This window comes from Bacteroides sp. OF03-11BH, from assembly GCF_003604005.1.
In the GTDB taxonomy this organism is placed as follows: domain Bacteria; phylum Bacteroidota; class Bacteroidia; order Bacteroidales; family Bacteroidaceae; genus Bacteroides; species Bacteroides ovatus.
Genome location: NZ_QTMW01000063.1, coordinates 1 through 23,962, shown reverse-complemented (window position 1 = coordinate 23,962; position 23,962 = coordinate 1). Strand labels below are relative to the sequence as shown.

19 protein-coding genes are annotated in these 23,962 nt (G+C 43.3%); 16 read left to right on the top strand and 3 right to left on the bottom strand.

Annotated elements, in window-relative coordinates; genetic code table 11:
- Positions 1-169: 169 nt before the first annotated feature.
- From DXA54_RS25600 to DXA54_RS25570, 7 genes are all read left to right on the top strand, one after another.
- On the top strand, positions 170-2,254 hold the full coding sequence (locus tag DXA54_RS25600) for a BT4734/BF3469 family protein (RefSeq protein WP_120080975.1): 2,085 nt from the start codon (positions 170-172) through the stop codon (positions 2,252-2,254).
- 72 nt (positions 2,255-2,326) lie between these two features.
- Positions 2,327-3,460 carry an AAA family ATPase gene (locus DXA54_RS25595; RefSeq protein ID WP_120080973.1) on the top strand — a complete coding sequence of 378 codons (1,134 nt, stop codon included), beginning with the start codon at positions 2,327-2,329 and terminating at the stop codon, positions 3,458-3,460.
- Positions 3,461-3,580: 120 nt separating this feature from the next.
- Positions 3,581-5,416 carry an ABC transporter ATP-binding protein gene (locus DXA54_RS25590; protein WP_120080971.1) on the top strand — a complete coding sequence of 612 codons (1,836 nt, stop codon included), beginning with the start codon at positions 3,581-3,583 and terminating at the stop codon, positions 5,414-5,416.
- 14 nt (positions 5,417-5,430) lie between these two features.
- Positions 5,431-6,234: a polysaccharide deacetylase family protein gene (locus tag DXA54_RS25585; protein ID WP_120080969.1), complete on the top strand. Its 804-nt coding sequence runs from the start codon at positions 5,431-5,433 to the stop codon at positions 6,232-6,234.
- The gene (locus DXA54_RS25580) at positions 6,231-7,187 is read left to right on the top strand and encodes a glycosyltransferase family 2 protein (protein ID WP_004309442.1); all 957 of its coding nucleotides are present in this window, start codon (positions 6,231-6,233) and stop codon (positions 7,185-7,187) included. The genes DXA54_RS25585 and DXA54_RS25580 overlap by 4 nt, the downstream gene beginning before the upstream one ends.
- On the top strand, positions 7,171-7,590 hold the full coding sequence (locus tag DXA54_RS25575) for a GtrA family protein (protein ID WP_004298272.1): 420 nt from the start codon (positions 7,171-7,173) through the stop codon (positions 7,588-7,590). Before DXA54_RS25580 ends, DXA54_RS25575 begins: the two co-directional genes overlap by 17 nt.
- A gap of 46 nt (positions 7,591-7,636) precedes the next feature.
- Positions 7,637-9,616 (top strand): LTA synthase family protein, encoded by a 1,980-nt coding sequence (locus tag DXA54_RS25570; RefSeq protein ID WP_120080967.1) that lies wholly within the window; start codon positions 7,637-7,639, stop codon positions 9,614-9,616.
- On the opposite strand, the gene DXA54_RS25565 is transcribed toward DXA54_RS25570, so the two are convergent.
- Together DXA54_RS25565 and DXA54_RS25560 are read right to left on the bottom strand one after the other, a co-directional pair.
- Positions 9,603-11,375, bottom strand: coding sequence for an ArnT family glycosyltransferase (locus tag DXA54_RS25565; protein ID WP_120080965.1), 1,773 nt, complete (start codon positions 11,373-11,375; stop codon positions 9,603-9,605). The genes DXA54_RS25570 and DXA54_RS25565 overlap by 14 nt on opposite strands.
- A 29-nt stretch (positions 11,376-11,404) precedes the next feature.
- The gene (locus tag DXA54_RS25560) at positions 11,405-12,040 is read right to left on the bottom strand and encodes a viroplasmin family protein (RefSeq protein ID WP_004298269.1); all 636 of its coding nucleotides are present in this window, start codon (positions 12,038-12,040) and stop codon (positions 11,405-11,407) included.
- Positions 12,041-12,180: 140 nt separating this feature from the next.
- Here DXA54_RS25560 and DXA54_RS25555 point away from each other — a divergent pair, with 140 nt between their 5' ends.
- The 9 genes from DXA54_RS25555 (at position 12,181) to DXA54_RS25515 (ending at position 22,867) form a co-directional block, all read left to right on the top strand.
- Positions 12,181-12,783 (top strand): nitroreductase family protein, encoded by a 603-nt coding sequence (locus DXA54_RS25555; RefSeq protein WP_115484913.1) that lies wholly within the window; start codon positions 12,181-12,183, stop codon positions 12,781-12,783.
- Between the two features lie 115 nt (positions 12,784-12,898).
- A complete protein-coding gene (locus DXA54_RS25550) occupies positions 12,899-13,426 on the top strand; it encodes a shikimate kinase (protein ID WP_117513747.1) in 528 nt (175 codons plus the stop codon).
- Positions 13,427-13,682: 256 nt separating this feature from the next.
- Positions 13,683-16,181: a tetratricopeptide repeat protein gene (locus DXA54_RS25545; protein WP_120080963.1), complete on the top strand. Its 2,499-nt coding sequence runs from the start codon at positions 13,683-13,685 to the stop codon at positions 16,179-16,181.
- Between the two features lie 9 nt (positions 16,182-16,190).
- Positions 16,191-17,957 carry an HSP90 family protein gene (locus DXA54_RS25540; RefSeq protein WP_120080961.1) on the top strand — a complete coding sequence of 589 codons (1,767 nt, stop codon included), beginning with the start codon at positions 16,191-16,193 and terminating at the stop codon, positions 17,955-17,957.
- A gap of 8 nt (positions 17,958-17,965) precedes the next feature.
- Positions 17,966-19,036 carry a hypothetical protein gene (locus DXA54_RS25535; RefSeq protein ID WP_004307405.1) on the top strand — a complete coding sequence of 357 codons (1,071 nt, stop codon included), beginning with the start codon at positions 17,966-17,968 and terminating at the stop codon, positions 19,034-19,036.
- Positions 19,037-19,105: 69 nt separating this feature from the next.
- A complete protein-coding gene (gene speA, locus DXA54_RS25530) occupies positions 19,106-20,998 on the top strand; it encodes a biosynthetic arginine decarboxylase (RefSeq protein WP_120080959.1) in 1,893 nt (630 codons plus the stop codon).
- A gap of 56 nt (positions 20,999-21,054) precedes the next feature.
- A complete protein-coding gene (argB, locus tag DXA54_RS25525; protein WP_004322481.1) occupies positions 21,055-21,828 on the top strand; it encodes an acetylglutamate kinase in 774 nt (257 codons plus the stop codon).
- 60 nt (positions 21,829-21,888) lie between these two features.
- The gene (locus DXA54_RS25520; protein ID WP_004298261.1) at positions 21,889-22,398 is read left to right on the top strand and encodes an RNA polymerase sigma factor; all 510 of its coding nucleotides are present in this window, start codon (positions 21,889-21,891) and stop codon (positions 22,396-22,398) included.
- Complete coding sequence (locus tag DXA54_RS25515) at positions 22,388-22,867, top strand: hypothetical protein (protein ID WP_004298260.1); 480 nt, start codon at positions 22,388-22,390, stop codon at positions 22,865-22,867. Before DXA54_RS25520 ends, DXA54_RS25515 begins: the two co-directional genes overlap by 11 nt.
- A 182-nt stretch (positions 22,868-23,049) precedes the next feature.
- Here the strand turns inward: DXA54_RS25515 and DXA54_RS25510 are convergent, their stop codons facing one another.
- Positions 23,050-23,832: a head GIN domain-containing protein gene (locus DXA54_RS25510; protein ID WP_004298259.1), complete on the bottom strand. Its 783-nt coding sequence runs from the start codon at positions 23,830-23,832 to the stop codon at positions 23,050-23,052.
- Between the last annotated feature and the right edge of the window lie 130 nt (positions 23,833-23,962).

The window sequence follows — 23,962 nt, the reverse complement described above, 5'->3', positions numbered from 1 at the left end:
TTGAAATAAAAAAGAGATTACCACCAAATTTGACGAAGAACCAAAAATCTTTTCTAGTAGAAAGATAAAATAAGTATTCTCTGAAAAGTTGTTTGTGTGGAATATTTACAGTATATTTGTATCGTAATAATCGCCCTACAAAACACATGCAGGACAAATAAATAAAGTAATGAGAATAACACTGGTAAGAGACGATGGCAAGGTGAACACTATGCGTACGTTAAGAATTGAACAGCTCGTGGAGCAAATGAAAGTGGAAACCAAAACACAGCCCGTCTCAAAAATGAGAGAAGTCCTGCCTTTTATGCTTCCGGGTGATAAAAATGACTATGTACAGAAAGTGCCGAAGCTGATACCTGCAGCTGCTTTTTTTCGCAAAGGCGGCATAACGACGATGAGTGAATACAACGGAATTGTGATGATTCAGGTCAACAACTTGTCCGGACACATGGAAGCGGATGAGGTGAAAGAACGGGTAAAGGAGCTTCCGCAGACTTACTTAGCTTTCACCGGTTCTTCCGGAAAGTCTGTGAAAGTATGGGTACGCTTTACTTATCCCAATGATCGTTTGCCGACAACTACTGAAGAAGCGGAGCTTTTTCATGCGCATGCCTATCGGTTGGCGGTGAAATTTTATCAGCCACAACTTCCTTATGATATCGAGCTGAAAGTACCTTCGTTGGAGCAATATTGTCGTTTAACTTTTGACCCGCACTTGTATTTTAATCCCGAAGCAATGCCTATTTATATGAAGCAGCCTGCCGCTATGCCGGGTGAGGTGACTTATCGCGAACGGGTACAAACGGAAACTTCGCCGTTGCAACGGCTTGCGCCGGGATATGAAAAGTGTAATGCACTTTCTGTTCTTTTCGAAGCTGCTTTTGCACGTGCGTTGGATGAAGAGACTGATTATCAACCGGAAGGAGACAAACAATCGCTGTTGATTAACCTAGCAGGACATTGTTTCCGTGCCGGTATTCCGGAGGAAGATACAGTGCGATGGTCTCGTGCTCATTATCGCTTGCCGAAGGACGATACATTGGTTCGGGGAACCGTGCGGAATGTATACCGCACTTGTGAGGGATTTGCGAGTAAAAGTAGTCTGTTGCCGGAACAATTATTTGTCATGCAGATGGATGAGTTTATGAAACGGCGTTATGATTTTCGTTTCAACCAGTTGACATCACAAGTGGAATGTCGCGAACGGAACAGCTTTAATTTTTATTTTCATCCGGTGGATAAACGGTTGATGGCAAGTATTGCAATGAATGCACATTATGAAGGGCTTAAGCTGTGGGATAAAGACGTGGTACGTTACCTGAATTCGGATCATGTGCCGGTTTATCAGCCTATCGAGGAATTCCTTTATGACCTTCCTCATTGGGATGGTAAGGATCATATTGGCGATCTTGCCAAACGAGTTCCTTGTGATCATCCTCATTGGGCGCAATTGTTTCGTCGTTGGTTTCTTAGTATGATAGCGCATTGGCGTGGAATGGGAAAGAATCATGCAAATAGCACTTCTCCTATATTGATAGGTCCACAGGCTTATCGTAAGTCTACATTTTGCCGGTTGATTTTGCCTCCATGCTTGCAGGCTTATTATACGGATAGTATTGATTTCAGCCGGAAGCGGGATGCCGAGCTATACTTGAATCGTTTTTTATTGATTAATATGGATGAGTTCGATCAGATTGGCATCAATCAGCAGTCTTTCCTCAAGCATATTCTGCAAAAGCCCATTGTCAACACACGACGTCCGAATGCTTCGGCTGTGGAGGAACTTCGTCGGTATGCCTCTTTTATAGGAACGAGTAATCATAAGGATCTGTTGACGGATACTTCCGGCAGTCGCCGTTTTATCGGTGTTGAGGTGACTGGAGTGATTGATGTGGTCTGCCCTATTGACTATGAGCAATTGTATGCGCAGGCAATGGCACTGCTGCGTAGTAATGAACGTTACTGGTTTGATGAGAAGGAAGAGGCTATTATGACGGAGGCGAACCGGGAGTTTGAGCAGTCGCCGGCAATCGAGCAGTTGTTCCAGGTGTATTACCGGGTAGCGGAAGAGGAAGAAGAGGGAGAATGGTTACTTGCTGCAGATATACTTCAGCGGATACAAAAGGCAAGTAAAATGAAGATTTCTTCCGGACAGGTTAATTATTTCGGGCGTATTTTGCAGAAGCTGGGAGTAAAGTCATTCAGGAAAACACGTGGAGTTTATTATCATGTGGTGGCTGTTGGGCAAGGGTGATGATGAAATAATGCATGAGATGTGCATTTTATTATTTTATAATAATTATCTTTGCGTAATAACGTGAGATATATGAAGGCTATGATAAGAAATCCTTTTATAACAAGTGGATATGTGTCTGCTGATTATTTTTGCGATCGCCGTTTTGAGAGCGAACAGTTGGTACGCGAAGTGATGAATGGGAATAACCTGGCTCTTGTCTCTACCCGACGAATGGGAAAGACGGGGCTGATCCGTCATTGTTTTCAGTTTCCTGAAATTAAGCAGGGCTATTACACCTTCTTTATTGATATATATGACAGTCGGTCATTGCGCGACTTGGTATTTGCACTTAGTAAAGAGATTCTGGAAGTACTGAAACCTGTGGGGAAGAAAGCTTTGCAGAGCTTTTGGGAATGTGTGAAATCTTTGCAAGCCAGTATCTCTTTTGATGTGAATGGTATGCCTTCTTTGAATTTGGGATTAGGAGATATACAAGCTCCGGCTACTACGCTCGATGAAATCTTCCGGTATTTAGAGCAAGCGGATAAGCCTTGTTTGATTGCCATTGATGAATTTCAGCAGATTACCGGGTATGCAGAGAAAAATGTAGAGGCTACTCTCCGGACTTATGTGCAGCATTGTAATAATGCGCATTTCATTTTTGCCGGGAGCCAGCGGCATGTGATGGGGAATATGTTTTTGACGCCTTCCAGACCTTTTTATCAAAGTGTGTCAATGATGCATTTGGAAAGTATTCCTTTAGAAGAATACATTCGTTTTGCATGTATGCATTTCAAACGTGCAGGCAAAGAAATGGAAGAAAGTGCTATTACCACAGTTTATCAACAGTTTGAAGGAGTCACATGGTATATACAAAAAGTATTGAATACACTTTATGATATGACCCCGGAGCACGGAGTCTGTAAAGTGGAAATGGTGTCAGAGGCTATTCGGCAGATTATTGATTCATTCAGATATACTTATTCGGAAATCCTTTTTCGTTTGCCGGAAAAGCAAAAGGAGTTACTGATTGCTATCACTAAAGAGGGAAAGGCTAAAGCTGTTACTTCCGGTACTTTCATTAGAAAATACAGACTGGCTTCTGCTAGTTCAGTCCAGGCAGCGCTGAAAGGGTTACTGGAAAAGGATTTCGTGACTCAGGAAATGGGAATCTGTCAGATATATGATCGTTTTTTGGGGATTTGGCTGAAAGAGAATTATTAAGTCATTTTTCATTTATTGAAGAACGCTTTTCGATAAATCGCGTTAATAATTAGCTGAAACTACTGTCTGTTAATCAGTTTTATTGTATCTTTGCGGTCTTAACTTTTTTAATGGTAAATAATGAAGGAATTTCTACAACTAATGCGACGTTTCGTGTCGCCTTATAAGAAGTATATCGGCTGGGCTATTTTGCTGAATATTTTGTCTGCTGTATTCAATGTATTTTCGTTCACTTTCTTGATTCCTATTCTGAGTATTTTGTTTAAAACAGAAGGAGCGGATAAAGTATACCATTTTATGGAATGGGGGAGTGGTGATTTAGCGGATGTTGCCAAGAATAACTTCTATTATTACATATCTCAAATGATAATGGATAATGGTCCTACTATAGCCCTTATCTTTTTAGGATTGTTCCTGATGATAATGACATTGTTTAAAACGGGTTGTTACTTTGCTTCTTCAGCTGTCATGATCCCGTTGCGTACAGGAGTGGTACGTGATATTCGTATTATGGTATATGCAAAAGTAATGCGCTTGCCAATGTCTTTTTTCTCTGAAGAAAGAAAAGGAGATATCATAGCTCGTATGAGTGGTGACGTGGGAGAGGTGGAAAACTCCATTACTAGCTCGTTGGATATGTTGATGAAGAGTCCGATTCTGATTCTTCTTTATTTTATCACTTTGGTTATAACTAGTTGGCAGTTGACGCTTTTTACCATCGTCGTATTGCCGGGAATGGGCTGGCTGATGGGAGCGGTCGGAAGAAAACTGAAACGCCAGTCATTGGAGGCACAGAGCAAATGGAGTGATACGATGTCGCAATTGGAAGAAACATTGGGTGGATTGCGTATTATCAAAGCTTTTATTGCAGAAGATAAGATGATTAATCGTTTTACCAAATGTAGTAATGAATTGCGTGATGCTTCGAATAAAGTTGCTATACGTCAGGCATTAGCACATCCGATGAGTGAGTTTTTGGGAACTATTCTGATTGTAGCCGTACTGTGGTTTGGTGGTACATTGATTTTGGGACAGAATGCAACCATCGATGCTCCGACATTTATCTTCTATATGGTTATCCTGTATAGTGTAATCAATCCGTTGAAAGACTTTGCTAAAGCGGGATACAACATTCCGAAAGGTTTGGCTTCTATGGAACGTGTGGATAAAATCCTGAAAGCAGAGAATAAGATTAAGGAGATTCCGAATCCGAAACCGTTGAAAGGTTTGAATGATAGAATCGAATTTAAAGATATCTCTTTCAGCTATGATGGTAAGAGAGAGGTGTTGAAGCATGTAAACCTGACAGTTCCCAAAGGAAAAACAATCGCACTGGTTGGCCAATCGGGATCCGGTAAATCTACATTAGTCGATTTGTTGCCGCGTTACCACGATGTGCAGGAAGGTGATATTACCATTGACGGAACAAGTATTCGTGATGTACGTATTGCGGATTTGCGCAGTTTGATTGGTAATGTAAACCAGGAGGCTATTCTGTTTAATGATACATTCTTCAATAACATTGCTTTTGGCGTGGAGAATGCGACAATGGAACAAGTTATAGAGGCGGCGAAGATTGCCAATGCGCATGATTTCATTATGGAGAAACCGGAAGGATATAATATGAATATCGGTGACCGTGGCGGAAAATTGTCCGGTGGTCAGCGTCAGCGTATCAGTATTGCGCGTGCTATTTTGAAGAATCCTCCGATTCTGATTCTTGATGAGGCTACTTCTGCTTTGGATACCGAATCAGAACGTCTTGTACAGGAAGCGTTGGAACGTTTGATGAAAACACGTACGACGATTGCTATTGCCCACCGTCTTTCTACTATTAAAAATGCAGATGAAATCTGTGTACTGTATGAGGGTGAGATTGTGGAACGTGGTAAACATGAAGAACTCATTGAGTTAAACGGTTACTATAAACGTCTGCATGATATGCAGCAGTTGTAATTCTTGATATTGCAATGATATTATTAAGTTTTGATACAGAAGAATTTGATGTACCTCGTGAGCATGGTGTAGACTTTCCGCTGGATGAAGCAATGAAAGTGTCAGTCTATGGTACGAACAAGATACTGGACTGCCTGAAAAAAAACGGGGTGAAAGCTACTTTCTTTTGTACAAGCAATTTTGCAGAAAATGCGCCGGAAGTGATGCGGCGCATTATGGCCGAAGGACATGAAGTTGCTGCGCATGGATGTGACCATTGGCAGCCACAGGCTTCGGATGTCAGTCGTTCAAAAGAAATTCTGGAACGTCTTACCGGCAGGACGATACAAGGTTATCGCCAGCCGCGTATGTTCCCCGTATCAGATACGGAACTTGAACGGATGGGGTATGTATATAACTCCTCATTGAATCCCGCATTTATCCCCGGAAGATATATGCATTTGTCGGAGCCCCGTACCTGCTTTATGACGGGTAAGTTACTTCAAATTCCAGCTTCTGTAACTCCGTGGATTCGCTTCCCGCTATTCTGGTTGTCTTGTCATAATCTGCCGATGTGGCTGTATCAACTCCTGGTAAACCGGGTATTGAAGCATGACGGATATTTTGTGACTTATTTCCACCCGTGGGAATTCTACCCGTTGGGTGAACATCCTGAATTTAAGATGCCTTTTATTATCCGCAATCATTCCGGTAAAGGAATGGAAGAACGTTTGGATATGCTTATCCGCAAACTGAAAGAAAAAGGATATGCTTTTATGACTTACTCGGAATTTGCACAGATAAAACTGGCTGAACTAAATAAACCGGACGAAAAATGATAAAATTGGCTATTGTATCCCCCTGCTATAATGAGGAGGAAGTGTTGGAAGATTCGGCCGCCCGTTTGACAGCCTTGTTTGATGAGTTGGTGGCGAAAGAAAAGATCAGTGCCGACAGCTTTGTGCTCTTTGTGAATGATGGCAGCAAAGATCGTACATGGAGCATCATTAAGAAACTGCACGGGACGAATCCTTATATAAAAGGAATGAATCTGGCACGGAACGTGGGACATCAGTATGCGATCATGGCCGGTATGATGACCGCTAAAGACTGGAGTGATGCCGTTATTACCATTGATGCCGATTTGCAGGATGATCTGAATGCGATTGAGGAGATGATCGATGCTTATACGCAAGGATATGATGTTGTATATGGAGTGAAAGTATCTCGTCAGGCAGACCCCGTGTTGAAACGTCTTTCTGCAACAGCCTTTTATAAATTACAGCACCGGATGGGAGTGGAGACTATCTACAATCATGCGGATTTTCGTTTTCTAAGCCGGAGAGTGCTGGAACAGTTGTCTCATTATCAGGAACGCAATGTCTATCTGCGTGGTATTATCCCGTTGCTAGGTTTCCCTTCTACTACGGTAGATGATGTGATCCGGGAACGGACAGCCGGAACTTCCAAATATACAGTGAGAAAGATGTTCAGTCTGGCTTTGGACGGGATAACCTCTTTCTCGGTAAAGCCCATTTACGGAATTGTTTATCTGGGAGGTATCTTTGTTTTTATCAGTATTTTGATTGGAATCTATGTTCTTTACGCATTGATTTCGGGTACTGCGGAACATGGCTGGGCCTCTTTGATGTTGTCTATCTGGTTTGTTGGCGGGGTTGTTTTATTATCCATAGGAGCTGTCGGACTGTATATTGGCAAGATTTATAAAGAGGTAAAACGTCGTCCGCTCTATAATGTGGAAGAAGTGTTGTACGATGATCAGAATAAGTAAGGCTATACTTGAGAAGCACCCGGATTGGCGGGATAAGTTCTGGCAGTTTGTTCGTTTTGGAGTTGTCGGCACTATATCTTCAGCCATTCACTACGGCGTATATTGCCTGGTCTTGTTGGTTGCGAATGCCAATATCTCCTTTACGGCCGGCTATGCTGTAGGATTTGTCTGCAACTACTTCCTGACTACTTTCTTCACCTTTCGTTCCAAACCATCCTCGCATAATGCGATCGGCTTTGGTTTTAGTCATCTGATTAATTACCTGCTTGAGATCGGCTTACTGAATCTCTTCCTCTGGATAGGGGCGGGTGAACTGCTTGCACCGATACTGGTAATGATTATCGTGGTGCCTATCAATTTCCTGATTCTTCATTTCGTTTATATCTATAAAGGGAGGAAATAACACTATTCAATCCCTTTCATTTAATTCATAAAAAGAAAAGGCTATTATGAAACGTTTTCTAAATCTTGTTGTATATATTCTTACCATACATGTTTCGGCTTTACTGATCGCAGGACTGTTTCGCCTGGTGCTTTTTATCTCATCTTATCATCAGTTGACCTCTGAAGCCTTGTCGGATAAGACACTTCCGATGCTTGCTTTTGTGCATGGTGTCTGGTTTGACAATGTGATAGGCTGTTACATCCTTCTGTTGCCTCTGGTGGTTGCGGTAGTGTGTGGAGTTTGCAACTATTATGGGAAAGCGTTGTTTCGTTTCTTTACGATCTTTTTCAGTGTCTTTTATGGATTGGTTTATTTAATCAGTGCGTCGGACATTCCTTATTTTGCCTATTTCTTTAAACATATCAACTCTTCCATATTCGAATGGTTCGGTTATGCGGGAACTACCGCCGGAATGATATTGGGGGAAAGTGCCTATTATCTGTCCATCGGATTATTCCTTCTCTTTCTGGCCGGATTCGTAGTTTGGCTTATCTATCTGGCGCGTTATTTCCATCATCGTAGCCTTGCCATTTCCGCTCCGTTTCCATCTTGGAAGCGAGGAGGGGCGGTTCTGATCGGTGCTTGCTTAATCGGACTCTGCATCTTTGGAATCCGGGGGCGTACAGGCTATAACCCGATCAAAGTAAGTGCGGCATATTTCTGTCAGGATGCTTTTCTCAATCAACTGGGAGTAAGTCCTACTTTTAACCTGCTGACGAGTGTGATGGATGATATGAGACCTGAAAATAAATACTTGCATCTGATGGATGAACAGGAAGCCATCACCAAGGCGCAAGCTCTGCTCAACCGTCCGGGAGATGCGAATGTTTCCCCGTTGGCTGTCTACAGGCATGCTGCAAAAGCGGATAGCGTGCAACAACGCCGTCCTAATGTCGTCTTGATTATGATGGAGTCTATGTCCGCCAAGTTTATGAAGCATTTCGGGCAATCGGAGACTTTGACTCCTTTCCTGGATAGCCTGTATACCCGTTCTATCAGTTTCCGCAATTTCTATTCGGCAGGAATCCATACGAACCATGGTTTGTATGCCACCTTGTATTCTTTTCCGGCTATGATGAAACGGAACCTGATGAAAGGCTCTGTCATTCCCCGCTATTCGGGACTGCCTACCGTACTGAAAGAAAACGGCTATTACAACCTTTTCTTTATGACGCATGAAGGGCAGTATGATAATATGAACGCTTTCTTCCGGACGAACGGCTATGATGAAGTGTTTTCACAAGAAGACTATCCGGCTGATAAGGTTGTGAATAGCTTTGGAGTGCAGGATGATTTCTTGTATGACTACGCAATTCCGGTATTGAATCAGCGGGCTGCCACCGGACAACCGTTTTTTGCTACTTTACTGTCCATCAGTAATCATCCGCCGTATGTGATACCTCCTTTCTTCCATCCGAAAACAAGTGAACCGGAGACGCAGATCGTTGAGTATGCGGATTGGGCTTTGCGTCAGTTCTTTGAAGAGGCGCGTAAACAACCCTGGTTTGATAATACGATATTCGTATTGGAAGGGGATCATGGCAAACTGGTGGGAGACGCCGAATGTGAACTGCCGGAATCTTATAATCATATTCCACTGATGATTTACTCCAGCCGTATTCAGCCGGAAGAGAAAACTACATTTGGCGGTCAGGTAGATATACAGCCAACAATATTAGGGCTGTTGAATATTGATTATCTACAGAATAATTTTGGAGTGGACTTGCTGAAGGAAGAACGTCCCTGTATGTTCTATACTGCTGACAATATGGTGGTGGGACGCAATGACACGTTACTCTACCTTTATAATTACGAGACTCAGCAGGAACTTACTTATGATATCGGTAACGGCAAATTGAATGCTGTTCCGATGGATGATAGCTTTTTGCCTTTAAAAGAATATAGTTTTTCCATGCTCCAATCGGCGGAGTTCCTTGTGAAGCATGGAAAAACGCTTAATTCTATACCTTTTACTCAACAATAGGAGTCGTTTCAGTATTTTCAGGCTGTTGGTTTTTAACGAACTTGTATATCTTGGCTATTTGCCGGAGTACTCGTTTAGGGGATTCATATACCTCCTCAAACTGATACCCTTCTTTCTCGAATTCGGGAAGATATTTCTCTGCATCATTCGTGCCGATTAACAAGAAACCTTCCGAAGGACGTTTCTCATAGAAGTTGTCGAGACGATTGTGCAGATAGAAATTGAGTTCGAAAAAATGTACGGGGTCACCTGCTGCATGCAGACTTTCTTCAATGAATTCGTACATCGTTCCTTCGCTTTCCGGCGCAACCTTTTCTATTTCTGTAGCGATGAATTTGACCGACTTCGAATTTAATGCTGCCGGCTGATAAGCACCGTCCAATGCAAGGTATAATCCCATTGTAAGCACAACGAGAGCGTATAGGAAACGGTTGTTCAATGCATTTTTCCGTTGATAGAACCACCAGTAGATACCGAGAATGGTAGGAATGGCAATCAGGAATAAGGCCCCTGCTCCGCTGATATTCTGTATTGCACGCATGAAATTAATATTGTCCTGCGCGTGACGACCCTGGAAAATAGTTTCAGGGATGAGTCCGCATTTTAATACGATGAAGCAGGTGAACAGTAGCAGGCTGATTACTGCAAGAATACTTCCGTATACCTTGATGACTTTAGATTGCTTCTTGACCAGATAGAATAGATATTTGGCAAGGAAATAAGCAATGAAAGGATAGATCGGCATCAGATATACACTACGTTTGCTCTGCGGAATACAGTAGAAGACGAAGATTACAACGATACTGGTGAAAGAGAATAAATCCACCGGGTCCATATTCTTTATCCATGTGGTGAAGCGTTTCCACCAGGCTGCCGGTTGGATGCTGAATTTATGGTAAGTCAGGCTGAACAGGGAGAGCACGACTAACAGTGTCCAGGGAACGTATCCGGCAAATAGGGTCACAAAATTATAATGCCAGGGGTTCACGCATGAATTGTAACTCATGGTATTAGTCATACGACCGAAGTTTTCTTCCATAACTAATGCCAGGAACTCTTCTCCACCTTGTTGGTAAGCAGCGACATACCAGCAGAAAGGCAGGATGAGTGAAAGAATGGCCCAGGCGGAAAGTAACAAGAATGCTTTGAAGAAGTTGACACCCCGGAGTAACAAGAAGATGCCTACCACTAAACATGGAATGATAGTACCTACCGGTCCTTTAGTCAGTGTGCCGCAGCTCATCAGGAGAATGGCCAGCCAGGGAATACCTTTGAGTCCCTTCTCATACCATTTGTAGAGACAATATAGAGCGCCAACGGTGAGCGCTGTCAATACCATATCCACCCGGCAGTTTGCTCCGGCCCGGTGCAGCTCAAAATTAGTCAGGGTAATAAAGGCGGCCAACAACGCCAGTTCCACTCCTTTTCTTTTGGCAAAGAACAGAAAGCCGCAGAGGGTCATGGCGATCAGGGCGATGGCAGACGGCAAGCGGGAGGTCATTTCTGTGACTTGCCCTCCGTTTACTGCTGCCGAAACAGCGGCTATGCTCCAGTGGAAGAAAGGCGGTTTGTAAGCCATTTCTCCTCCGTTGTTTCTGGGTAAAATCCAGTTTCCGCTATCCAGCATGGAGTAGGAGACAATAGATTCGCGAGGCTCCCCTTTGGTGTGGTACTCCGATAAACCGAGGAAAGGCAGGATAGTAACTACGCAAATGACTAGTAACAGCCAGAAAGCTTTGTTTGAAGTCAATGTTTTCATCTTTATCTTATATTGAAATTTATGTTCTTTTATTTTCTGCCGAAGTCGGCCGGAATTTCTCCCCATTCTTTCGTTTCCCATTTCAGAATACGGGTGGTATAGGTGTTTCCCTGCAACCATTTTTCTGCCCGTTCAATCAACAGAAAGAGTTCTTCTGTTTCCGGGGTTCGGGGGAGTTTGGTCTTGCACTTCTTCTGTCGCACCCAGCTGATGGCATTCGCGCTGTCACTGTAAATGGGCATATCGAAACCTTTCTTTTTCAGCAACGCCAAACCGTGTACGATGGCTAGAAACTCACCGATATTATTCGTGCCTTTCATCGGGCCGAAATGAAAAATCTCCTGACGGCTGGCAATGTGTACGCCGCGATATTCCATCGGTCCCGGATTACCGCTACAGGCTGCATCGACAGCCAGGCTATTGTCGATCACACAAGAAGGTAAAGTATCCGAAGAAGGTTTAGGACCTCCTGATTTAGCCTTTGCATTCTTGCCGATATAAGCATAGGGAGACATTGTCAACGCGCGTTCCGCTTCTTCGCGCGTATCAAATGATTTGTATTTGGCAGCTTCATATCCTTTGATTTGAAGTTGGCAGTCTGTCCAGGAAGTATAAACTCCGGGGGTGACACCTTCCCATACTACATAAAATTTCTGTTTAGCCATTTTTTCTGACGATAATTTTAGATAGTCAATGAATTGACGCTGCGAAGGTACAAATATATTCTCTAACTGAACAAGTTAGGGGGGCTACTTGTTATAAAAAAAAGAGAGTTTTAAGAATATAAAATAAGAAAGGAACTATTATGGAAAGATCTTTTAGTGAAGCTTTGAAACAACGTCGAACTTACTATTCAATTACTAATCAGTCACCTATATCCGATCAGGAGATCGAATGTATCGTTAATATGACCGTGCGCCACGTACCGTCGGCATTCAATTCGCAATCTACCCGTGTGGTACTTCTATTGGGAGAATCGCATAAGAAATTGTGGCAGATTGTGAAGGACGCATTAAAGAAGATTGTACCGGCTGAAGCGTTTGTCAAGACAGAGGAGAAGATAGATCATTCGTTTGCCTGTGGGTATGGCACTGTATTGTTTTTTGAGGATCAGAAGGTTGTGAAAGGGCTTCAGGAGGCTTTCCCGGCTTATCAGGAGAATTTCCCGGGATGGTCATTGCAGACTTCTGCCATGCACCAGTTAGCTATCTGGGTAATGCTCGAAGATGTAGGTTTCGGAGCATCGCTGCAACACTATAACCCGTTGATTGATGAAGAAGTGCGCCGTGCATGGGATTTGCCGGAACATTGGCATTTGATTGCGGAAATGCCGTTCGGACTTCCTGTCGGCAAACCGGGTGAAAAAGAATTCCAGCCGCTTGAAGAACGGGTGAGAATCTTTAAATAAATCGGGAATGAAGAATGAATAATGAAGAATTGGATGGCATAATGGCTAAAATTCTTCATTCTTCATTCTTCATTCTTCATTAAATGATTAATTTTGTGAGCAAAATTAATCATTTATGGTTCGTATCTTCCTTACCGGCTATATGGGTGCCGGAAAAACGACGTTGGGTAAGGCTTTTGCCCGATATATGAATATACCGTTCATCGATCTGGACTGGTATATTGAAGAGCGTTTTCACAAAACCGTTGGAGAATTATTCATTGAACGAGGCGAAACAGGATTCAGGGAGCTGGAGAGAAATATGCTCCATGAAGTAGCCGAGTTTGAGAATGTGGTAATTTCGACGGGGGGTGGAGCGCCTTGTTTTTATGATAATATGGATTTTATGAACCGGACCGGAAAGACTGTTTTTCTGAAGGTGCATCCGGATGTGTTGTTCAGGCGCTTGCGTGTGGCTAAACAACAACGTCCTATTCTTCAGGGTAAAGAGGATGAAGAACTGAAAGCGTTCATTGTTCAGGCACTCGAGAAGCGTGCTCCTTTTTATCATCAGGCACAATATATCTTTAATGCAGACGAATTGGAAGACCGTTGGCAGATTGAAACATCGGTGCAATGTTTGCGACAACTTTTGGGATTGTAGAAGTAACAGTCGTTATATTTTGTGTAATCGTCATTTGGGAAGCTGTGGGATGTGTGTAATTTGTGCCTGATAATGGATCATTGTCGGGAGGAATTTTACTGTATTCAGAAATCAGGTAGTTGTAATGTTCTCTTTTTGTTGGAACTTCGTTTTTTTTGAGACTCTTGTTTGTGCATTCGGTCAATATTTGTACCTTGCACTCGTTATGAGATTTTTTATTGACTAGTAACACAAAATTAAGGTAAAGTTCTATATCATGAAAACTTTAAAAGAGAAATTTGGGGAGTTATCCGCTAAAATTAAAGCATCCGGACAGCCTGCAAGGGTATGGTTTCCGCAGTATACACCGGCTTCATTGTTAAGTGCGGAAAACTGGTGGGAAGCATTGGCTGTATGTGAATATGCTTTGGACACAAAAGAAGACGAGAAATTAACAGAAGATTTTTTTGAACTGATATTCAGTGCTTTTGACTGTAACGTAGAGGTGGAACTCAACGCGGAAGAATATGAATTCTGGTGGGAAAAGGTGATGCAGGTATGCGATCGTGTGGCAAAGTTTAGCGGTGCGGGATGGGCGCAGAAGGGTGCACAATATTCCGAAGCCCGTTATGGAAAGCGGGACATGAGTTATTTGTTTCCATACTACGAGAAGGCCGCCGATATGGGTTGGGCTGAAGCGGAAGCAACTGTTGCCTATTGGCGATACATGGGATTCTATTGCGAACAAGATAAAGAAGAGGGTGAACGGCGTTTTGCAGCTCTCACTTCTCCCGAAGCTATTTTATGGGGAAAGCATTATCGTGCTTTTGCCGAAGAATTTGCAGGGGATAAAGCAAAGGCATTACAGATACGGAATGAACTGCTTGCCGAACTGCCTGAAGGTGAACGTTTGCGTGCTCATGTATATGCATCGTTAGGAGATGCGCTCGACAGAGCGGAAGGTAACGTGGCAGAGGAAGCTGCTTACTACGAAAAAGCCCTGGAAATAGTTCCCAATCTTTATAGTCTTAAAAATCTGGCTACGCTTTATTTCCGTTACCCGGAACTGAATAAACCAAAAGAACTGAGCTTTGAACTTTGGGAAAAGGCTTGGCATGCCGGTGTGTGGTCTGCCGCCAATTTCCTGGGATATAACTATCAGGAGGAGGAATGGCTGGATATGCCTAAGGCGATTGAATGGCTGGAAAAGGGCATGCTTTATTGTGAACCCTACAGTGCGTATGAACTGGCATTGATCTACCTGTATAATGATGAATATAAGAACGTGGAACGTGGACTGATGTGTCTGAACCGTTGCGTGGAGGATGATTATATACAAGGTATCGAAGGACTGGCCAATATTTATTTCAACGGTGATTTGGTGCCGGAAGACATGAATCGCGCGAAAGAGTTGTTGGAGAAAGCCATTGAGTTGGGTTCGGGAAGTGCAGCTTATCGTTTGGGCTGGATGTATGAACGTGGCTTCTTGTCTGAAGAACCGGATTATGTGAAGGCTTTAGAGTTTTATGAAAAAGCGGCTTCACTAAATAATGCCGATGGGTATTGCCGTGTGGCTCTTTATCTGGCTAATGGATATAGCGGTGTGAAAGACCCTGTAAAATCAAGGGAATATTATGAAAAAGCGGCCGAACTGGGTGCTTGCTTTGCCCTTGTGGAACTGGCATTCTTATATGAGAATGGCGATGGAGTGGAGAAGAATTATGAAAAGTCATTTGAACTGATTAGCAAGGCTGCCGAACAGGGTTATCCTTATGCAATGTTCCGTGTAGGTCTTTATATGGAAAAGGGTGTTCTTGGTGAAGTGAAACCGGAAGAGGCCTTTGCCTGGTATACAAAGGCAGCTGAAGCGGACGATAATGATGCGATCTTTGCTTTGGGACGTTGCTATAGAGAAGGTATCGGAACGGAAGAAAACTGGGATAAGGCACTCGAATGGTTTAGTAAAGGGGCGGAAAAGAATGAAGCCCGTTGTCTGACGGAACTGGGGATGGCTTATGAGAATGGTAATGGCGTGGAAGAGAATCCACAGAAGGCAGTGGAATATATGATGAAGGCTGCTGAACAGGATTATGGCTATGCTCAGTTTAAGATGGGAGATTATTATTTCTTCGGTTGCGGTCCCTGTCTGGAAGATAATAAAACGGCAGTGGAATGGTATGAAAAGGCAGTGACTAATGAGATTCCGATGGCTATGCTGCGTGTGGGTGAGTATTATCTGTATGACTATGATAGCCTGAATGAGTCGGAAAAGGCTTTTGCTTATTTCAAGAAAGCTGCCGAATATGAATGGTATAGTGAAGGACTGGGTATCTGTTATGAAATGGGTATCGGAGTGGAAGAGAATGAAACGGAAGCCTTTAAATATTATACACTGGCTGCGGATAATGGAAATACGACAAGTATGTATCGTACCGGACTTTGCTATTATAACGGAGTAGGTGTGAAACAGAATTATGCCGAGGCCTATCGCTGGTTCACGGATGCGGCGGGGAATGAGAATGTCGCTGCAATTTATTATCTGGGCAAGATGATGATGTATGGCGAAGGTTGTAACCCTGATCCGGAAGCTGCAGTGCAATGGTTGCTGAAAGCTGCCGAGAAAAATAACGATAAAGCACAATTTGAACTTGGAAATGCCTATCTGACAGGAAATGGCGTGGAAGAAAACGATGAAATTGCAATGGAGTGGTTCGAAAAGGCCGCAGAGAATGGCAATGAGAAAGCTCTTAAAATCACCGGAAGGAGGAGGAAGTAAAAGAGGAATATGGAAAAAGAAGGGAATAATCTGTTTCAGGTCAATCTTAAAGGTATGATTGCCCTGTTATCAGAGCACATTTATAGTAACCCGAATACTTTTGTTCGCGAACTGTTGCAGAATTGCGTAGATGCCATCACGGCACTACGCAATATTGACGAGAATTATAAAGGTCGCATTGATGTCTTTCTGAATGGGGACAAGACAGTGGTATTTCGGGATAATGGTATCGGACTGAAAGAGGAGGAAGTTTATCGCTTTCTGACTGTTATCGGGGAGAGTTCAAAGCGGGATACTCCCGATGCGGACGATTTTATCGGAAGGTTCGGTATCGGATTGTTATCTTGTTTTGTGGTGACTAATGAAATCACCGTAGAAAGTCGTTCTGCAATGGGCGGACAGCCTGTTTGCTGGTGTGGAAAAGTGGATGGGACGTATCAGCTGACTTTATCAGACGAAGAACGGCCCATCGGGTCGCAGGTAGTATTGCACCCGAAAGGAGATTGGATGCATCTTTTTGAATATGAAACATTTAAGAAGATACTGGTCGGTTACGGAGAAGTGCTGCCGTATCCTATCTATCTGCATTATCAGGGGGAAGAGGAGTTGGTAAATACGCCTTCGCCTGTATGGCTTGACCCGAAGGCGACTCGTAAGGAGTTGCTGGATTATGGGGCGAAAGTGTTTCAATCGTCTGCTCTCGATGCTTTCCGGATCTATACTGAAAGCGGCAAGGTGGAAGGGGTGCTTTATGTCCTGCCTTTCCGTACACAATTTTCAGTGCGCAACTCTCATAAGGTCTATCTCAAACGTATGCTGTTGAGTGAGGATGATTGCAATCTGTTGCCGTCGTGGGCTTTCTTTATCCGTTGTCTGGTGAATGCGGACGGGTTGCTGTCTACCGCTTCCCGGGAGTCTTTGGTGAGTAATGACCAACTGAAAGATGCCCGGAAAGAGATCGGGGTGGCTATCAAGGATTATCTGCGGGGATTGGTGCAGAATGACCGTGCCATGTTCAATCGGATTCTGGATGTTCATCACTTTCATATCAAGGCGATTGCTTCGGAGGATAATGAATTGCTTCGTTTGTTTATGGATTATCTTCCTTTTGAAACCAATAAGGGTTTGCGTAGCTTTGGAAGTATTCGTTCGGCAAGCAATGTGATATATTATACCAAGAATCTGGAGGATTTCCGGCAAGTGCGGCGTATAGCCGGAGCACAGGGTTGGCTGGTCGTGAATGCTGCTTATACGTTTGATGAAACGTTATTGAAAAAGTATGTCCGCCTGAATCCGGAACTTACTTTGGATGAAATATCTCCTTCACGGTTGCTGGAGCAGTTTGGTGAAGTGGAGGCGAACCAGGAGTTTCAGGCTTTTGAGGTGAAAGCGAACGAGTTGTTGAAGCGGTTTGGCTGTATCTGTCGTCTGAAGCATTTTACTCCGGTGGATATTCCGGTTATTTTTGTGGCGGAGGAAAAGGAGAATGCCGCTAAAAGTGCTAATAATCCGTTGGCGGCTGTACTGGGAGCTGTGAATACTACAAAGCAGATTCCGCCGACACTCACTTTCAATGCGGATAATGAAATGGTGCAGACCTTATTGCAAATACAAGGAGACAATAAACTGTTTCAGCATGTGGTGCATATATTGTATGTACAATCGCTTCTGCAAGGTAAATATCCGGTAAACAGCGAAGAAATGGAGCTTTTCAACCATTCGCTAAGTGAACTGATGACTTCGAAAATGAATGATTTTATAAATTTCCTGAATTAAAAAAGAGTATGAGATACACACTTGAAATACAAAAATTGCTGTTGCAGACACAGAATAACAACCTGCATCCCCGCGAAAAAGCCAATCTATTGAAAGAAGCTATCCGCATCGCCGATGAGAACGAAGATGTGGAATGGGCTACGGAGTTGAGACTGGATCTTATTTATGAACTGAATCTTCTTTCGGCGGATGCTGAAGAGATTACCGTGTTCTCTAAAATTCTGGATGATTACGAGAACCACAAGGATGTGATTAAGGAAGATGACTTGTTGTGGAAATATAAGTGGATATGGGCTTGTACGTTCGATCTTCCGGAGATCCCGATGGAGCAGGTACAGGCAATTGGGGAGGATTATAAAACCCGTATCCTCCGGAACGGGTATTCTTTGCGGAGTTATTATCACCGCTGGTCTGTGGAATGTGTCTGGATGCGGCAGTATGACAAGGCGAAAGAATACATTGATAAAATGTTGAATGAGAAGATAGACGATCAGTCGTGTGAGGCTTGTGAATTGAACTTTATGCTGGATTATTATCTGGAAACGGGACAGTTTGATGAGGCTTACAGCCGCGCGCAACCGTTGATTAATAAGCAGATCACTTGTTATGAAGCCAATTTGCGGGCCTATTTGAAGCTTGCTTATTATGCACAGAAAGCAGGTAAACCGGAGATTGCCGCCGATATGTGTGCACGTGCCGAAGAAGCATTGGTGGGAAGAGAGAAGGATGAATATCTTTTGCTCTATCTGGGATTGTTTATTGCCTATAATATGATGACGAAGCCGGAAAGAGCTTGGGAATATGCTGAACGCTGTATTGGTTGGAGTTTGCGTACTAATACGCTGAAGAGTTATCGTTTCTCCTGTGATATGGTAGAGGCTCTGAAATATGAAACCCGTCCGGAAGTCTCGTTGTCTTTGCCGGAAGAGTTCCCGCTTTATCGTCCGGATGGAATTTATCAGGTAAACGAACTTCGCAATTATTTCTATCAACAGGCAGAAGAGCTGGCACGTCGCTATGACGCCCGTAACGGAAATAGTGGTTATATGGACCGTTTGAAAGATTTAATGTCTAATTAATTGCCAACATGTAGATTAATCCGTATTTTTGCCGTCCAATTATTTACTAAAAACACTGAATAACAGAAAATGAGAAAGTGGCGTATTGAAGATTCTGAGGAACTCTACAACATCACAGGTTGGGGTACCTCGTACTTTGGTATTAATGACAAAGGTCATGTAGTTGTTACACCTCGTAGAGACGGAGTGACTGTCGATCTGAAAGAACTGGTCGATGAGTTGCAATTGCGTGATGTGGCTTCTCCCATGTTGGTACGTTTTCCGGATATTTTGGACAACCGTATTGAAAAGATGTCTTCCTGCTTTAAACAAGCGGCCGAAGAGTATGGTTATAAAGCCGAGAACTTTATAATTTATCCGATTAAGGTCAATCAAATGCGCCCGGTGGTGGAAGAGATTATCAGCCACGGAAAGAAGTTCAATCTCGGACTGGAAGCCGGTTCCAAACCGGAACTCCATGCAGTGATTGCGGTCAATACGGATTCTGACTCATTGATTGTCTGTAACGGATATAAAGACGAAAGTTACATCGAACTGGCTTTGCTTGCCCAGAAAATGGGTAAACGTATCTTCCTCGTTGTAGAGAAGATGAACGAACTGAAGCTGATTGCAAAGATGGCAAAACAGCTGAATGTGCAGCCTAACATCGGTATACGTATCAAACTCGCTTCTTCCGGTAGCGGAAAGTGGGAAGAGTCTGGAGGTGATGCCAGCAAATTCGGCTTGACTTCCAGTGAACTTCTCGAAGCGCTCGACTTCCTGGAGAGCAAAGGGATGAAGGATTGTTTGAAATTGATTCATTTCCATATCGGCAGTCAGGTGACAAAGATACGTCGTATCAAAACGGCTTTGCGTGAGGCTTCACAGTTCTACGTGCAGTTGCATTCGATGGGATTCAATGTGGAATTTGTAGATATTGGCGGTGGACTCGGAGTGGATTATGACGGAACCCGTTCGTCCAATAGCGAAGGCAGCGTGAATTATTCCATCCAGGAATATGTAAACGACTCTATTTCTACTTTGGTGGACGTGAGCGATAAAAATGGTATCCCACACCCGAATATCATAACGGAGAGTGGACGTGCATTGACGGCACATCATTCTGTTCTTATCTTTGAGGTACTTGAAACCGCTACATTGCCCGAATGGGATGACGAGGAGGAAATTGCTCCGGATGCACACGAATTGGTGCAGGAGTTATATGGAATCTGGGATTCGCTGAACCAGAACAAGATGTTGGAAGCATGGCACGATGCGCAGCAGATCAGGGAGGAAGCATTGGACTTGTTCAGTCATGGAATCGTGGATCTGAAAACCCGCGCACAAATCGAGCGTCTGTATTGGTCTATTACACGTGAGATTAATCAGATTGCAGCCGGTTTGAAGCATGCGCCCGATGAATTCCGTGGATTGTCCAAACTGCTTGCCGATAAATATTTCTGTAACTTCTCGTTGTTTCAGTCACTTCCTGACTCTTGGGCAATTGACCAGATATTCCCGATCATGCCTATTCAGCGGTTGGATGAAAAACCGGAGCGTTCGGCTACCTTGCAAGATATAACCTGCGACTCGGACGGCAAAATTGCCAACTTTATCTCTACCCGTAACGTGGCTCATTATCTGCCTGTACATGCACTGAAGAAAACAGAACCTTATTATGTGGCTGTGTTCCTGGTGGGAGCTTATCAGGAGATTTTGGGAGATATGCATAATTTGTTTGGTGATACGAATGCCGTGCATGTTTCGGTGAACGAGAAAGGATATAATATCGAACAGATTATCGACGGAGAAACGGTAGCGGAGGTGTTGGACTATGTGCAGTACAATCCGAAGAAACTGGTACGTACGCTCGAAACTTGGGTGACGAAATCAGTGAAAGAAGGAAAGATTTCTTTGGAAGAAGGAAAAGAATTCCTTTCCAACTATCGTTCGGGGCTTTACGGATATACTTATTTGGAATAACCGGCAGGGTGCCGGAGCCGGATTCTCCATTCGGTGAACTTATTAGAAATCAAGAAATGAGAGAAAAACTAACAGTTATTAAGGTGGGTGGCAAAATCGTAGAAGAGGAAGCCACCCTTCGTCAGTTGTTAAATGACTTTGCCGCTATCGACGGACATAAAGTGTTGGTTCATGGTGGCGGTCGTTCGGCAACAAAGATTGCCGCACAACTGGGTATTGAAAGCAAGATGGTAAATGGTCGTCGGATTACCGATGCCGAAACATTGAAAGTCGTAACGATGGTGTATGGCGGATTGGTGAATAAAAATATTGTGGCAGGTCTGCAAGCACGCGGAGTCAATGCACTCGGATTGACCGGTGCGGATATGAATGTAATCCGTTCGGTGAAACGTCCGGTGAAAGAAGTAGACTACGGGTTTGTGGGAGATGTGGAACAGGTGGACGCTACTTTATTGTCGGATTTGATACATAAAGGCGTTGTTCCTGTGATGGCTCCATTGACGCACGACGGCCACGGCAATATGCTGAATACGAATGCAGATACCATTGCTGGGGAGACAGCGAAAGCGTTGTCGGCCTTGTTTGATGTGACATTGGTATATTGTTTTGAGAAGAAAGGCGTGTTGCGTGACGAGAATGATGACGACAGTGTGATTCCCCAAATCACCCGTGCCGAATTTGAACAATATGTAGCTGATGGCGTTATTCAGGGAGGTATGATTCCCAAGTTGGAGAATTCTTTTGAAGCAATAAATGCAGGAGTATCTGAAGTGGTAATCACCTTAGCATCAGCGATTAATAACTCTGGTGGAACAAGAATAAAAAAATAATTCAAAAAAAGTAGTGGGCGACTGTAACTTTTCATATCCTAGCCCGTCATTATTATAGAGATGCAAGAAATCAGCTTCCGAAACGATATTTTGCCGTTGAAGGATAAACTCTTTCGATTGGCTCTCAGAATCACCCTGGATAGGGCCGAAGCCGAGGATGTCGTTCAGGACACCATGATAAGAGTGTGGAATAAGCGTGATGAGTGGTCTCAATTTGAATCGGTCGAAGCCTATTGCCTGACAGTGGCAAAGAATCTGGCGATAGATAGAAGTCAAAAGAAAGAAGCTCAAAACGTGGAACTCACCCCCGAGATGGAGGAAGAACCTGATGCAAACAGTCCGTATGACCAGATGATTCATGATGAAAGAATGAACATTATTAATAGACTGGTAAACGAACTTCCCGAAAAACAGCGGCTTATCATGCAACTGAGGGACATTGAAGGTGAAAGCTATAAGAAAATTGCAGGGTTGCTGAATCTGACAGAGGAACAAGTTAAAGTGAACCTCTTCAGAGCCAGACAAAAAGTAAAACAAAGGTATTTAGAAATTGACGAATATGGATTATAAGGATATAGAACAGCTCCTGGAGCGATACTGGCAATGCGAAACTTCCGTTGAGGAGGAAGCAACATTGCGCGACTTCTTCGCAAAGGAGGAAGTTCCGGCTCATTTGCTTCGCTATAAAAACCTGTTTGTTTATCAACAGGTTCAGCAGGAAGTAGGACTGGGCGAAGACTTTGATACACGTATTCTGGCAGAGGTGGAGCCTACGGTCGTAAAAGCGAAACGCTTGACACTGACCGGTCGTTTTATTCCTCTATTCAAAGCCGCTGCCGTGATTGCAATCATCCTTTCTTTGGGGAATGTGGCACAACATTCTTTCTCCGGAGATGACGGAAGTGTATTGGCAACGGATACCATTGGTAAACAAGTAACAGCACCATCGGTCGCTATCTCAAATGATGTGAAAGCGGAACAGGTTCTGGCCGATAGTTTGGCGAGGGTTAACCACAAGGTGCAAGTTATAAACGAATAGACATTTTCATTTGCTTTAAACATATAATATAGTTAGTGTGCTTAATTAAAACAACAACGAAGGCGAAACTGTGAAGTTTTCAATTCTCTCAAATTTTTAGATTAAAACTAACTAAATAAATGGGCTACCGCGCGATGCAGTAGCCCTTTTATGCTTTTAGACTGTATTTGTTCAAATTGTCTTTATTTGATCTGCCGTATGTTTTTCCGTGGAGCATCCACTTCTTGTGGATTGCCTTTATAGGCAATATCGCCACTTCCTTTCACGCGGGCAACCAGTTTTTGACTTGCATAACAACTGATGTTTCCGGATCCACTGATACTTGCATCCGTATTCTCTGCTTCTAAATCTGCAGCCTGAATGTTTCCCGATCCGGCAATAGCATATTTTGCTTGAATGGCTTTACCTTTAAGATTAATATTACCCGAACCTGAAATTCCTGCCTGACATTCCTGGCTCTCTATTTGTTGCAGTCTAACATCTCCCGATCCGTTAATTGAAACAGCCATTCTTCGGCAATTAAGCCCTTCTCCCTGAATGTTCCCCGAACCATTTATATGGAACTCGATATCTTTAGAGGTTTGTATTCCATTGATTAATTTTATATTTCCCGATCCGTTGATTGACAGCTTATTCAGTTCCGGAGCAAAAACTTTTATTTCCAGTTTTCCTTTCCATATACTGACATTCTTCTTGAATTTTATCATTAATGTATTACCGTCTACATACGTTTCTACAAGTGGTATAATGTTGTCGGAACCATGTATCTCCACGTGACTGCGTGTGTCTTGGTGATAACTGATATTGGCACTTCCCAATAGTTTGATTTCATTGAAATGATCGGCTTTTACTTCTTGGGAGATGTAGTTTTTGCTGCCTACTACGTGTTTTCCCTGCAAGCAAGAGCCGGCAGTAAGTACTAGAGACAATCCGGTGACTAATACGAGCAATAAACTTGTTTTCATAATTATGTTTTTCTATGATTGATATGACAGTTAGACGGAAGAAACTGATATAAAGTTGCATCTTCCGCGAAGTTTTTCATTGGAAGTAAGCGTCTCCGCGATTCTATCTTGTCGCCCTTTTTTCATTCTT

Bases quoted from the DNA above. Each gene is read 5' to 3' on its own strand.
- DXA54_RS25600 (WP_120080975.1), top strand. From the start codon at position 170: ATGAGAATAACACTGGTAAGAGACGATGGCAAGGTGAACACTATGCGT.
- DXA54_RS25595 (WP_120080973.1), top strand. From the start codon at position 2,327: ATGAAGGCTATGATAAGAAATCCTTTTATAACAAGTGGATATGTGTCT.
- DXA54_RS25590 (WP_120080971.1), top strand. From the start codon at position 3,581: ATGAAGGAATTTCTACAACTAATGCGACGTTTCGTGTCGCCTTATAAG.
- DXA54_RS25585 (WP_120080969.1), top strand. From the start codon at position 5,431: ATGATATTATTAAGTTTTGATACAGAAGAATTTGATGTACCTCGTGAG.
- DXA54_RS25580 (WP_004309442.1), top strand. From the start codon at position 6,231: ATGATAAAATTGGCTATTGTATCCCCCTGCTATAATGAGGAGGAAGTG.
- DXA54_RS25575 (WP_004298272.1), top strand. From the start codon at position 7,171: ATGATCAGAATAAGTAAGGCTATACTTGAGAAGCACCCGGATTGGCGG.
- DXA54_RS25570 (WP_120080967.1), top strand. From the start codon at position 7,637: ATGAAACGTTTTCTAAATCTTGTTGTATATATTCTTACCATACATGTT.
- DXA54_RS25565 (WP_120080965.1), bottom strand. From the start codon at position 11,375: ATGAAAACATTGACTTCAAACAAAGCTTTCTGGCTGTTACTAGTCATT.
- DXA54_RS25560 (WP_004298269.1), bottom strand. From the start codon at position 12,040: ATGGCTAAACAGAAATTTTATGTAGTATGGGAAGGTGTCACCCCCGGA.
- DXA54_RS25555 (WP_115484913.1), top strand. From the start codon at position 12,181: ATGGAAAGATCTTTTAGTGAAGCTTTGAAACAACGTCGAACTTACTAT.
- DXA54_RS25550 (WP_117513747.1), top strand. From the start codon at position 12,899: ATGGTTCGTATCTTCCTTACCGGCTATATGGGTGCCGGAAAAACGACG.
- DXA54_RS25545 (WP_120080963.1), top strand. From the start codon at position 13,683: ATGAAAACTTTAAAAGAGAAATTTGGGGAGTTATCCGCTAAAATTAAA.
- DXA54_RS25540 (WP_120080961.1), top strand. From the start codon at position 16,191: ATGGAAAAAGAAGGGAATAATCTGTTTCAGGTCAATCTTAAAGGTATG.
- DXA54_RS25535 (WP_004307405.1), top strand. From the start codon at position 17,966: ATGAGATACACACTTGAAATACAAAAATTGCTGTTGCAGACACAGAAT.
- speA (WP_120080959.1), top strand. From the start codon at position 19,106: ATGAGAAAGTGGCGTATTGAAGATTCTGAGGAACTCTACAACATCACA.
- argB (WP_004322481.1), top strand. From the start codon at position 21,055: ATGAGAGAAAAACTAACAGTTATTAAGGTGGGTGGCAAAATCGTAGAA.
- DXA54_RS25520 (WP_004298261.1), top strand. From the start codon at position 21,889: ATGCAAGAAATCAGCTTCCGAAACGATATTTTGCCGTTGAAGGATAAA.
- DXA54_RS25515 (WP_004298260.1), top strand. From the start codon at position 22,388: ATGGATTATAAGGATATAGAACAGCTCCTGGAGCGATACTGGCAATGC.
- DXA54_RS25510 (WP_004298259.1), bottom strand. From the start codon at position 23,832: ATGAAAACAAGTTTATTGCTCGTATTAGTCACCGGATTGTCTCTAGTA.